This window comes from Streptomyces sp. JLBT605, from assembly GCF_058215555.1.
Genome location: NZ_CM177087.1, coordinates 5,627,073 through 5,639,434 on the forward strand (window position 1 = coordinate 5,627,073; position 12,362 = coordinate 5,639,434).

Consider the following 12,362-nt stretch of genomic DNA (forward strand, 5'->3'; position numbering starts at 1 on the left):
CATGGCCTCGTATACGCCATCGTCCACCGCCCGCAGCCGTATCGACGCATTGCGCGAGGCACTCGCCACCCGGGTGGTGGTGGCCGACGGTGCGATGGGCACCATGCTCCAGGCGCAGGACCCCTCCCTGGACGACTTCCAGCAGCTCGAAGGCTGCAACGAGATCCTCAACATCACCCGGCCGGACATCGTCCGCTCCGTCCACGAGGAGTACTTCGCGGTCGGCGTGGACTGCGTGGAGACCAACACCTTCGGCGCCAACCACGCCGCGCTGGGGGAGTACGACATCCCCGAACGCGTCCATGAGCTCTCCGAGGCCGGTGCCCGGGTCGCCCGCGAGGTCGCCGACGAGTTCACCGCCGCCACCGGGCAGCAGCGCTGGGTGCTGGGCTCGATGGGCCCGGGCACCAAGCTGCCCACCCTCGGCCACGCGCCGTACACCACGCTGCGCGACGCCTACCAGGCGAACGCCGAGGGCATGATCGCGGGCGGCGCGGACGCCCTGCTGGTGGAGACCACCCAGGACCTGCTCCAGACCAAGGCCGCGATCCTCGGCGCCCGCCGCGCGATGGAGGCCGTCGGGCTGGACCTGCCGCTGATCTGCTCGGTGACGGTGGAGACCACCGGCACCATGCTGCTGGGCTCCGAGATCGGCGCCGCGCTCACCGCGCTGGAGCCGCTCGGCATCGACATGATCGGCTTGAACTGTGCCACCGGCCCGGCCGAGATGAGCGAGCACCTGCGCTATCTGGCGCGGAACGCCCGGATCCCGCTGTCCTGCATGCCCAACGCCGGCCTGCCCGTCCTCGGCAAGGACGGCGCGCACTACCCGCTGTCCGCCGCGGAGCTGGCCGACGCCCAGGAGACCTTCGTCAGCGAATACGGCCTCTCGCTGGTCGGCGGCTGCTGCGGCACCACGCCCGAGCACCTGCGCCAGGTCGTGGAGCGGGTCCGCGACCTGACCCCGACCACCCGTGACCCGCGGCCCGAGCCCGGCGCCGCCTCGCTGTACCAGACGGTGCCCTTCCGCCAGGACACCTCCTACCTGGCCATCGGCGAGCGCACCAACGCCAACGGCTCGAAGAAGTTCCGTGAGGCCATGCTCGACGCCCGCTGGGACGACTGCGTGGAGATGGCCCGCGACCAGATCCGCGAGGGCGCGCACATGCTCGACCTGTGCGTGGACTACGTCGGCCGGGACGGCGTCGCCGACATGGAGGAGCTGGCCGGCCGCTTCGCCACCGCCTCCACCCTGCCGATCGTGCTCGACTCCACCGAGGTCGAGGTCATCCGGGCCGGCCTGGAGAAGCTCGGCGGCCGCGCGGTCATCAACTCGGTCAACTACGAGGACGGCGACGGCCCCGAGTCGCGCTTCGCCAAGGTCACCGGTCTGGCGCAGGAGCACGGCGCCGCGCTGATCGCGCTCACCATCGACGAGGAGGGCCAGGCCCGTACGCCGGAGAAGAAGGTCGAGATCGCCGAACGGCTGATCGCGGACCTGACCGGCAACTGGGGCATCCGCGAGGAGGACATCCTCGTCGACACCCTGACCTTCACCATCTGCACCGGCCAGGAGGAGTCCCGCAAGGACGGCATCGCCACGATCGAGGCGATCCGCGAGCTGAAGCGGCGCCACCCGGACGTGCAGACCACCCTGGGCCTGTCCAACATCTCCTTCGGCCTCAACCCGGCGGCCCGCATCCTGCTCAACTCGGTCTTCCTGGACGAGTGCGTCAAGGCCGGCCTGGACTCCGCGATCGTGCACGCCTCGAAGATCCTGCCGATCGCCCGCTTCGACGAGGAGCAGGTCAACACCGCCCTGGACCTGATCTACGACCGCCGCGCCGAAGGCTACGACCCGCTCCAGAAGCTCATGCAGCTGTTCGAGGGCGCCACCGCCAAGTCGCTCAAGGCCGGCAAGGCGGAGGAGCTGGCCGCGCTGCCGCTGGAGGAGCGGCTCAAGCGGCGCATCATCGACGGCGAGCGCAACGGCCTGGAGGCCGACCTCGACGAGGCGCTGCAGACCCGCCCCGCCCTGGACATCGTCAACGAGACGCTGCTGGACGGCATGAAGGTCGTCGGCGAGCTCTTCGGATCCGGCCAGATGCAGCTGCCGTTCGTGCTCCAGTCCGCCGAGGTCATGAAGACCGCGGTCGCCCACCTGGAGCCGCACATGGAGAAGTCGGACGCGGAAGGCAAGGGCACCATCGTGCTCGCCACGGTCCGCGGCGACGTGCACGACATCGGCAAGAACCTGGTCGACATCATCCTCTCCAACAACGGCTACAACGTCGTGAACCTCGGCATCAAGCAGCCGGTCTCGGCGATCCTGGAGGCCGCCGAGGAGCACAAGGCCGACGTCATCGGCATGTCCGGCCTGCTGGTGAAGTCCACGGTGATCATGAAGGAGAACCTCGAGGAGCTGAACCAGCGCAAGCTGGCCGCCGAGTACCCGGTCATCCTCGGCGGCGCCGCCCTCACCCGCGCCTACGTCGAGCAGGACCTGCACGAGATCTACGAGGGCGAGGTCCGCTACGCCCGGGACGCCTTCGAGGGGCTCCGGCTGATGGACGCCCTGATCGCCGTCAAGCGCGGCGTGCCCGGCGCCACCCTGCCCGAGCTCAAGCAGCGCCGGGTCGCCAGGCGGGCGGCGGTCGAGGTCGTCGAGCCGGAGCCGGAGCTCGGGCAGATCCGCTCCGACGTGGCCACCGACAACCCGGTGCCCACCCCGCCGTTCTGGGGCACCCGGGTCGTCAAGGGGATCCAGCTGGCCGACTACGCCTCGTGGCTGGACGAGGGCGCGCTGTTCAAGGGCCAGTGGGGCCTGAAGCAGGCCCGCACCGGCGACGGCCCCAGCTACGAGGAGCTGGTGGAGAGCGAGGGGCGGCCGCGGCTGCGCGGCTGGCTGGACAAGCTGCACACCGAGAACCTGCTGGAGGCGGCGGTCGTCTACGGCTACTTCCGGTGCGTCTCCAAGGGCGACGACCTGGTGCTGCTGGGCGAGGACGGCAGCGAGCGGACCCGTTTCACCTTCCCGCGCCAGCGGCGCGGTCGCCGGCTGTGCCTGGCCGATTTCTTCCGTCCGGAGGAGTCCGGCGAGACCGATGTGGTCGGCCTCCAGGTGGTGACCGTCGGCTCCCGGATCGGCGAGGCCACCGCCGAGCTGTTCGCCGCCGACTCCTACCGGGACTACCTGGAGCTGCACGGCCTGTCCGTCCAGCTCGCCGAGGCCCTCGCCGAGTACTGGCACGCGCGGGTCCGCGCGGAGCTGGGCTTCGCGGGCGAGGACCCGGCGGACGTCACGGACATGTTCGACCTCAAGTACCGCGGTGCCCGCTTCTCCCTGGGCTACGGCGCCTGCCCCGACCTGGAGGACCGGGCGAAGATCGCCGACCTGCTCCAGCCGGAGCGGATCGGGGTGCAGCTGTCGGAGGAGTTCCAGCTCCACCCGGAGCAGTCCACCGACGCGATCGTCATCCACCACCCCGAGGCGAAGTACTTCAACGCGCGCTAGCCGCGCTGGTCGCCCAAGTCACACAGGTCGCGCCGGCCGATCGAGGCCGGGCGCGGGAGCGCCCGGGGCCGCCGGAAAACTTCCGGGCGCTCCGGGCATACCCGACGTAGACTTGTCGACCCGGTAGAGGCCGGTCGCCCAGGAACCCAGGGGGTGGCCGGCCTCCGTGTCCCTTACGGAGGTCCTCGATGACCAGCAGCATCCCCGCCGTCGCCACCCGGCCGGCAGAGGGCTCCGCCCTGCAAGCCGTGCTGCTGGACATGGACGGCACCCTGGTGGACACCGAGGGCATCTGGTGGCAGGCGGAGGTCGCCATCTTCGCCGAGCTCGGATTCGTCCTGGACGAGAAGCACCGGGCCGTGGTCGTCGGCGGGCCGATGACCCGCAGCGCCTCCTACCTCATCGAGGTCACCGGCGCCGACATCGCCCTCGCCGAGCTCACCCTCGAGCTGAACAGCCGCTTCACCGAGCTGATCGGCAGGGACGTGCCGCTGCTGCCCGGCGCCCGGCGGCTGCTCACCGAGCTCGCCGCGCACGGGGTGCCGACCGCGCTGGTCTCCGCGTCCCACCGGCGGGTCATCGACCGGATCCTGCACTCGATCGGCCCCGAGCACTTCCACCTGACCGTGGCCGGTGACGAGCTGGAGCGGACCAAGCCGCACCCCGATCCGTACCTGCTCGCGGCGACCGGGCTGGGGGCCGACCCCGCGCGGTGCGTGGTCATCGAGGACACCGCGACGGGCGTGGCGGCCGCGGAGGCCGCCGGCTGCCCGGTGGTCGCGGTGCCGTCGGTGGTGCCCATCGAGCCCGCCACCGGCCGCACGGTCGTCGGCTCGCTCGAAGAAGTCGATCTGCCATTTCTCCGCGGACTGGTCTCCGGATTGAACTGAGCGGGCCGCCCCGAGCGCGCCCGACGGCGAATTGAATACAGCGGGTGCATTTCAGTGATCACCCAGATGTCGATCAAGTGATGTTTCTCACTGGCCCCGGCGTCGACATGATCGTGCCATTGTGCTGCGCCCGCTGTTCGGCGGTATGCGCACCCCCCTTTGTGTCCCGATTAATGCGGCCTAGACATGAAACGATCCAGTGTCCGCATATCGGTTACCGCTTGGTCGTTATCGGGGCGTGATATCGGCTCAACTCCGTTGTGTTCCAGCATGGCTGGCACCGCCGACTAATCTCGTCGCGAGCACGTTGAACGACCGCAGGGAGATTCCCGACCATGAAGCCCAAGACGTTGGTGCTGCCGGCCATAGCGGGCCTGCTGGCCTCCGCACTCACCGCCTGCGGGAGTTCGGACGGCTCAGGGTCCGGCGGCGGCACCATCGTGGTCGGGAGCACCGATCGGATCGAGGCCACGCAGGACGCGCCCGCTCCGCTGGACCCCGCCCAGGCGTACGACGTGGCGTCCTGGAGCATGATGCACAACGCCTTCCAGACCCTGATGCGGCTGCCCCGCTCCGGCAGTGAGCCGGTGCCGGACGCCGCCGAGCGGTGCGGCTTCCAGGACAAGCAGAGCGAGCAGTACCGCTGCACCCTGCGCTCCGGCCTGAAATTCGCCAACGGCCACGAGCTGACCTCCGCGGACGTGAAGTTCTCCCTGGAGCGGATCGGCGCCGTCAAGTACGAGAACGGCCCGGCCTCCCTGCTGTCCAGCATCGACAAGGTGGAGACCCCCAGCGCCCGCGAGATCGTCATCCACCTCTCCGCGCCGGACGCCACCTTCCCCTCCAAGCTCACGACGCCGGCCGCCGCCATCGTCGACAGCGAGGTGTACGAGAAGAGCTCACTCCACAAGGGCTTCGAGATAGCCGGTTCCGGCCCGTACACCGTGGAGACCGAGGAAGAGGACAACCGGGTCGTCAAGGCCGTCCTGACCAGGAACGACAACTACCGGGGCGAGCTGGAGCCGAAGGCCGACAAGCTCGAGGTCCGCTTCTTCGACACCTCCACCGAGCTGGAGAAGGGCCTGGCCGACGGCGACGTCGACGTCGCCAACCGGACCTTCACCCCCGACCAGATCGCGAAGCTGGAATCGGGCAAGGTCGACGGCGTCCGGGTCACCGAGTCCTCCGGCCAGGCCATCCGCTACCTCGCCTTCAACACCGACGCCCCGGTGGTGCGGGAGAAGGCCGTGCGCCAGGCCATGGCCCACGTGGTGGACCGCCAGGCGCTGGTCCGCGACATCTACAAGCGCACCGGTGACGCGCTGTACTCCGTGGTCCCCACCGGGATCACCGGGCACACCAACTCCTTCCACAACGCCTACGGCGAGCCCTCCACCGACGCTGCCCGGCGGGTGCTCAGCCGCGCCGGCATCCAGACCCCGGTGAAGCTGACGCTCACCTACTCCACCGACCACTACGGGCCGGAGACCGCCGAGGAGTTCGCGGCCCTGCGCAAGCAGCTGAACGCCAGCGGGCTGTTCTCGGTGAAGATCAAGGGCGTCAAGTGGACCGAATTCCGGTCCGCCACCGCCGACGGCGAGTACGCCGTCTACGGCATGGGCTGGTTCCCCGACTTCCCGGACCCGGACAACTACATCGCGCCCTTCTTCGGCGAGAACAACTTCCTCCACTCGCCCTACCGCAACGGCACGATCGAGAACGAGCTTCTCCCCAGCACCCGGCAGAAGGCCCAGCGCTCGCTCGCGGTGCGGGACTTCCACCGGATCCAGGACCTCGTCGCCGCCGATGTCTCCCTGCTGCCGCTGTGGCAGCAGAAGCAGTACGTCGTGTCCCGGGACGACATCACCGGCACCGAGTACGCTCTCGACTCCTCGGCGATGCTTCAGCTCTGGGAGCTCGGGCGGGGCGTCACGGACTGACCTTTCCCAACGGGGGGCGAATTTTTCAGCACACGGAACTGTGAGGAACGAGTACGTGAAACTGCGTGACCGATGGCTGGCCGTCCCGCTGGGCGCCGGCTTGATGGCCGCCACGCTGGCCGGCTGCGGGACCGAGCAGGCGGACGGGGGCGGCGGAGGCGACAAGGTCGTCATGGGGATGTCGGACAACGTCCTGTCCACCGACCCTGCCGCCGGTTACGATCCCGGCTCCTGGCTGCTGTTCAACAACGTCTTCCAGTCCCTGCTCAGCTTCCCCAAGGGCGGCACCGCCCCGCGGCCGGAGGCCGCGCAGAAGTGCCGGTTCGAGGACAACCAGAGCAAGGTCTACCGCTGCAAGCTGCGGGCGGGTCTGAAGTTCAGCAACGGCAACCCGCTGACCTCCAAGGACGTCAAGTTCTCCTTCGACCGCACCCTGCGGATCAACGACGAGAACGGCCCGGCGGTGCTGCTGTCGTCCATCGACAAGGTCAGCACCCCTGACGCCCGCACGGTCGTCTTCCACCTCAAGGCCGCCGACGCCACCTTCCCGCAGAAGATCGCCTCGGGCGCGGGCTCCATCGTCGACCACCGCGAGTACCCCGCCGACCGGCTGCGCACCGACCACAAGGCCGTCGGCTCCGGCGTCTACACGCTGGACTCGCTGGACGAGGAGAGCGCCGAGTTCTCGGTGAACCCGGAGTACCAGGGTGACGCCGAGGCCCAGAACCCGGGCGTCGAGCTGAAGTTCTTCCACGGCCGGCAGAGCGACCTGAAGGCCGCCGTGAAGAACGGTGACATCGACGTCGCCTACCGTGGTCTGACCATGCAGGACACCGCCGACCTGGAGGCGACCTCGCTGGACAGCGACGGCGAGATCAAGGTCGTCAAGGGCACCAGCGCGGAAATCCAGCACCTGGTGTTCAACGTGGACGACCCGGTCGTCGGCAAGCTGGGCGTGCGCAAGGCCATCGCCCAGCTCATCGACCGCGGCGCCCTGGTCCGCGACGTCTACAAGCGCACCGCGGAACCCCTCTACTCGATCGTCCCGGCGGGCATCACCGGCCACAACACGGCCTTCTACGACGCCTACGGCGACCAGCCCCGCCGCGACCGGGCCCAGGCATCGCTGCGCTCGGCCGGGGTGACCGGCAAGGTCAAGCTGACCCTGTGGGGCACGCCGAGCCGCTACGGGCCGGGCACCATCCCCGGACTGCGCAAGATCGCCGCCCAGCTCAACGCCAGCAAGCTGTTCGACGCCAAGGTGCGCAGCGTGGACCTGGAGACGTACGAGAAGGGCATCGAGGCCGGGGAGTACGGCGTCTATGTGAAGGGCTGGGTGCCGGATTACCCGGACGCCGACAACTTCGTCTCGCCGTTCTTCGGCGAGGGCAACGTCCTCGCCAACCACTACACCTCGAAGATCATCACCGGACAGCTCATTCCGGCCACCGCCGCGCAGCCCAGCCGGCAGGCCACCGTTCCGGACTTCCAGCGCATCCAGGACATCGTCGCCCAGGAGCTGCCGGTGCTGCCGCTGTGGCAGGGCAAGCAGTACGCGGTGGCCCGCTCCAACATCTCCGGACTCCAGTGGACCCTGGACGCGTCCACCGTCTTCCGATTCTGGGAGATCAAGAAGTCCTGACGGTCCGGACGGTCCGGGCGGTCCCGAGGGAGACAGTCCCGGCGGAGACCGTCCCGACCGGGCCGGTCAGCCCCTGGTGACCAGCCCCTGATGACCGCGACGCCCCGGCGCCTGAAGGCGCCGGGGCGTCGGTGCTCGCTCGGGTGCGGCCCGCGCTACTGCGCGCCGGGCCGGACCAGCCCGCTCTCGTACGCGTACACCGCGGCCTGCACCCGGTCGCGCAGCCCGAGCTTGGTCAGCACATGGCCCACATGGGTCTTCACCGTCGTCTCGCTGACGAACAGGTCCGCCGCGATCTCCGCGTTCGACAGGCCGCGGGCGACGAGCTTGAGCACCTCGACCTCACGGTCGGTGAGCGTGTGCAGCGTGTCCGGAACCGGCTCCTCGCCGGACGGCAGATGCCCCGCGTACTTGTCGAGCAGCCGCCGGGTGATGCTGGGCGCCAGCATCGCCTCGCCGGCCGCCACCACCCGGATCGCCTGCACCAGCTCATGGGCGGGCGCGTCCTTGAGCAGGAAGCCGCTGGCCCCCGCGCGCAGCGCCTCCACCACGTACTCGTCCAGATCGAAGGTGGTCAGCACCAGCACCTTGGCGGGGCCGTCCCGGCCCGGCCCGGTGATCTGCCGGGTCGCCTCCACGCCGTCCATCCGCGGCATCCGGATGTCCATCAGCACCACGTCGGGCTGCAGCGCCCGGACCTGGTCCAGGGCCTGCAGACCGTCCCCGGCCTCACCGACGACCGCGAGGTCCTGCTCGGCCTCGAGGATCATGCGGAAACCGGTGCGCAGCAGCGGTTGGTCATCGACGAGCAGGACACGGATAGCCACGGAGGTCTCCTTCGCTAGACCTGTCTCATTCTGCCCTGGCCTTATGCGTCGGGCTGCGCCGGGACGGTGATCCGCAAGGGGTACGGCGGGGGAGTGCCGCCGAATTCCGGACAGTGCGCCTGGTGGTCGCACCAGCCGCACAGCTTGGACTGGCGCGGCCGCCAGTCACCCGTCTCGGTCGCCAGCCGGATCGCTTCCCACAGGGCGTGCAGCTTGCGCTCCACCCCGAGCAGATCCGACTCCTCCGGGTCGTAGGTCAGCACATCGCCACTGCCCAGATAGACCAGCTGGAGGCGGCGCGGCACGGTACCCCGCAGCCGCCACAGCACCAGGGCGTAGAACTTCATCTGGAACAGCGCGCCCGAGGCGTACTGCGGGGCGGGCGCCTTCCCGGTCTTGTAGTCGACGATCCGCACCTCGCCGGTCGGGGCGACGTCCACCCGGTCGATGTAGCCGCGCAGCGTCAGCCCGGACTCCAGCGCCGTCTCCACGAACAGCTCGCGTTCCGCGGGCTCCAGCCGCGTCGGGTCCTCCAGCGTGAACCACCGCTCGACCAGCCGCTCCGCGTCCCCGAGCCACTGCGCCAGGCGATCCGGGTCCTCGCTGCCGTCCTCCCGGGCGAACAGCTCGGCCAGCTCCGGCCGCGCCGCCAGCAGCCGCTGCCACTCGCCCGGCACCAGCGCGCGGGCCCGGGGCACGGTGCGCTCGGCCGCCGGATCGTCGAAGAGCCGCTCCAGCACCGCGTGCACCACCGTGCCGCGGGTCGCCGCGGCACTCGGCTTCTCCGGAAGCCGGTCGATCACCCGGAAGCGGTACAGCAACGGGCACTGCATGAAGTCGGCGGCGCGCGACGGAGACAGCGAGGACGGCCGGCCCCGGTCCGAAGCGGCGGCCCCGGCCGGCCCTCCGACAGCCCCGGCCGCTCCGGTCGTCTCGGTCGCTGCCGCGGTCGTTTCGCCGGTCATCTCTCCGGACGAGGAGGAGGGGTCTGCGGCCTCCCCGGTGACGATTCCCATGGCGAAGACCATACGGCCTGCCACTGACAGTGAGGCCCCGGACCGACCGCCACCGGCCGCGCACCGCCCCGCACCGGCGGCGAGGAGAGCCGGGCCAGTGGGGTCGGGGAGCGGCCGGCGCATACCATCGACGGCAGAGCTCCTCGCACTGCATGATCGTGGGACCGTACCAAAGGGGTGCGAGGGACGAATCCGACGAGGGGACACCGTGGACAACAGCGGGCGCCGGCAGTCCGGCAGCGGGGGAGCCGACCGCGCGACCGGGCCCCAGGGAGACAGGCCACGACGCCCCCGTGAGACGGGTGGTGGCTTTCTGATGGGCCGGCCGTTCGGCGTCCCGGTGTACGTCGCGCCCAGCTGGTTCATCGTCGCCGCACTGATCACCTGGGTCTTCGGGGACCAGCTGGACCGGGTGCTGCCCGAGCTGGGCGCCGCCCGCTACCTCGTCTCGCTGTTCTTCGCGGTCGCCTTCTACGCCTCGGTGCTCATCCACGAGCTGGCCCACACCGTCGCCGCGCTCCGCTACAAGCTGCCGGTCCGCCGGATCCAGCTGCAGTTCTTCGGCGGGGTCTCGGAGATCGAGAAGGAGAGCGAGACGCCGGGCCGCGAGTTCGTCCTCGCCTTCGTCGGGCCGCTGCTCTCCCTGGTGCTCTCCGGGCTGTTCTACCTCGGCATGCAGTTCGTCGAGCCAGGCACGGTGCCCGGGGTGCTGCTGGCCGGGCTGATGATCTCCAATCTCATCGTGGCCGCCTTCAACCTGCTCCCGGGCCTTCCGCTGGACGGCGGCCGGATGCTCCGCGCCGTCGTCTGGAAGATCAGCGGCAAGCCGATGACCGGCACCATCGCCGCCGCCTGGGTCGGCCGGGCGCTCGCCGTCGCGGTCCTGATCGGCCTGCCGCTGCTCAGCCAGGCGGGCGGGCTCAACGAGGACGCCGAGGGCTTCGGCAGCTTCGAATCGCTCACCGACGCGCTGCTCGCCGCCATCCTGGCCGCCATCATCTGGACCGGTGCCGGGAACAGCCTGCGCATGGCCCGGCTGCGCGAGCGCCTGCCGGAGCTGAGCGCCCGTACGCTCACCCGGCGGGCCGTCCCGGTCGCCTCCGACACCCCGCTGTCGGAGGCGCTGCGCCGGGCGAACGAGGCCGGTGCCCGCGCCCTGGTCGTGGTGGACGGCAACGGCCTGCCCACCGCCGTGGTCCGCGAGGCGGCGATCGTCGGGGTCCCCGAGCACCGGCGGCCCTGGGTCGCGGTCGGCGGCCTGGCCCAGGACCTCAGCGACGGCATGAAGGTCTCCGCCGAGCTGACCGGCGAGGAGCTGCTGGACACCCTGCGGGCCACCCCGGCCACCGAGTACCTGGTGATCGAGGAGACCGGGGAGATCTACGGCGTGCTCTCCACCGCTGACGTCGAGCGCGCCTTCGTCGCCGCCATGGCCCGCACCCCCTCCTGAGGTCTGGGCGGCGGCTCCGGGCGCCCGCGGCTGAACGGCTGAACAGAGCCCCCGAAATAAGCGGGTAGGCTGGTCACATGTCCGAACCGACCGGTGCCGCCCGCCGTCGCGGGCCCTTCAAGGTCGGGGACCAGGTCCAGCTCACCGACCCCAAGGGACGCCACTACACGTTCACGCTCGAGGCCGGGAAGAACTTCCACACCCACAAGGGTTCCTTCCCGCACGACGAGCTGATCGGCGCTCCCGAGGGCAGTGTTGTCCGTACCACCGGGAACGTCGCCTACCTCGCGCTGCGCCCGCTGCTCCCCGACTACGTCCTGTCCATGCCCCGCGGCGCCGCCGTGGTCTACCCCAAGGACGCGGGGCAGATCCTGGCCTTCGCCGACATCTTCCCCGGCGCGCGCGTCGTCGAGGCGGGCGTCGGGTCCGGCTCGCTCAGCAGCTTCCTGCTGCGGGCCATCGGCGACCAGGGCATGCTGCACTCCTACGAGCGGCGGCCCGACTTCGCCGAGATCGCCAAGGCGAACGTCGAGCGCTACTTCGGCGGTCCGCACCCCGCCTGGCAGCTCACGGTCGGTGACCTCCAGGACAATCTCTCGGACACCGACGTCGACCGCGTCATCCTCGACATGCTGGCGCCCTGGGAGTGCCTGGAGGTCGTCTCCAAGGCGCTGGTCCCCGGCGGCATCCTGTGCGCGTACGTCGCCACGACCACCCAGCTCGCCCGCACCGTCGAGGCGATCCGCGAGTTCGGCACGTTCAACGAGCCGGCCGCCTGGGAATCGATGATCCGCAACTGGCACGTCGAGGGCCTGGCCGTCCGCCCCGATCACCGCATGATCGGCCACACCGGCTTCCTGCTCACCGCCCGGCGGCTGGCCGACGGCGTCGAGCCGCCGCTGCGCCGCCGCCGCCCGGCCAAGGGCGCGTACGGCGAGGACTACACCGGCTGGGGCGGCAAGGACGCCGCCGGCGGCAAGGCTGCCGCCAAGGGCGCCGAGAAGGACGTCGCCGCCGGCGACGGGGACGGCTCCGCCGACCGCGCCTGACCGGCCGGGCCGACCGCGCCTGACCGGCCGGGCC

The 12,362-nt window shown here is 70.5% G+C and carries 8 protein-coding genes; 6 read left to right on the forward strand and 2 right to left on the reverse strand.

The window, feature by feature from the left end; all coding sequences use genetic code 11:
* The first annotated feature begins 1 nt into the window (after position 1).
* From metH to AC4BDD_RS24595, 4 genes are all read left to right on the forward strand, one after another.
* Entirely contained in the window at positions 2–3,514 is a 3,513-nt protein-coding gene (metH, locus tag AC4BDD_RS24580; protein ID WP_490687624.1) for a methionine synthase, read from the forward strand.
* Between the two features lie 188 nt (positions 3,515–3,702).
* Positions 3,703–4,404 (forward strand): HAD family hydrolase, encoded by a 702-nt coding sequence (locus tag AC4BDD_RS24585; RefSeq protein ID WP_490687625.1) that lies wholly within the window; start codon positions 3,703–3,705, stop codon positions 4,402–4,404.
* Between the two features lie 335 nt (positions 4,405–4,739).
* Positions 4,740–6,344, forward strand: a complete 1,605-nt coding sequence (locus AC4BDD_RS24590) for an ABC transporter substrate-binding protein (RefSeq protein ID WP_490687626.1) — start codon at positions 4,740–4,742, stop codon at positions 6,342–6,344.
* A gap of 55 nt (positions 6,345–6,399) precedes the next feature.
* Positions 6,400–7,986 (forward strand): ABC transporter substrate-binding protein, encoded by a 1,587-nt coding sequence (locus AC4BDD_RS24595; protein ID WP_490687627.1) that lies wholly within the window; start codon positions 6,400–6,402, stop codon positions 7,984–7,986.
* Between the two features lie 155 nt (positions 7,987–8,141).
* Here AC4BDD_RS24595 and AC4BDD_RS24600 read toward each other — a convergent pair whose 3' ends face one another.
* Together AC4BDD_RS24600 and AC4BDD_RS24605 are read right to left on the reverse strand one after the other, a co-directional pair.
* Entirely contained in the window at positions 8,142–8,813 is a 672-nt protein-coding gene (locus AC4BDD_RS24600) for a response regulator (RefSeq protein ID WP_110627057.1), read from the reverse strand.
* Between the two features lie 41 nt (positions 8,814–8,854).
* On the reverse strand, positions 8,855–9,829 hold the full coding sequence (locus tag AC4BDD_RS24605) for a RecB family exonuclease (RefSeq protein ID WP_490687628.1): 975 nt from the start codon (positions 9,827–9,829) through the stop codon (positions 8,855–8,857).
* Between AC4BDD_RS24605 and AC4BDD_RS24610 the strand changes: the two genes are divergently transcribed.
* Positions 9,828–11,279, forward strand: a complete 1,452-nt coding sequence (locus AC4BDD_RS24610) for a site-2 protease family protein (RefSeq protein ID WP_490687629.1) — start codon at positions 9,828–9,830, stop codon at positions 11,277–11,279. The two genes, AC4BDD_RS24605 and AC4BDD_RS24610, sit on opposite strands and share 2 nt — an antisense overlap.
* Before the next feature lie 77 nt (positions 11,280–11,356).
* Complete coding sequence (locus AC4BDD_RS24615) at positions 11,357–12,328, forward strand: tRNA (adenine-N1)-methyltransferase (protein ID WP_490687630.1); 972 nt, start codon at positions 11,357–11,359, stop codon at positions 12,326–12,328.
* Positions 12,329–12,362: the final 34 nt, after the last annotated feature.

Coding starts and splice junctions, on each gene's coding strand:
- metH (WP_490687624.1), top strand. CDS start 2: ATGGCCTCGTATACGCCATCGTCCACCGCCCGCAGCCGTATCGACGCA.
- AC4BDD_RS24585 (WP_490687625.1), top strand. CDS start 3,703: ATGACCAGCAGCATCCCCGCCGTCGCCACCCGGCCGGCAGAGGGCTCC.
- AC4BDD_RS24590 (WP_490687626.1), top strand. CDS start 4,740: ATGAAGCCCAAGACGTTGGTGCTGCCGGCCATAGCGGGCCTGCTGGCC.
- AC4BDD_RS24610 (WP_490687629.1), top strand. CDS start 9,828: ATGGCGAAGACCATACGGCCTGCCACTGACAGTGAGGCCCCGGACCGA.
- AC4BDD_RS24605 (WP_490687628.1), bottom strand. CDS start 9,829: ATGGGAATCGTCACCGGGGAGGCCGCAGACCCCTCCTCCTCGTCCGGA.
- AC4BDD_RS24615 (WP_490687630.1), top strand. CDS start 11,357: ATGTCCGAACCGACCGGTGCCGCCCGCCGTCGCGGGCCCTTCAAGGTC.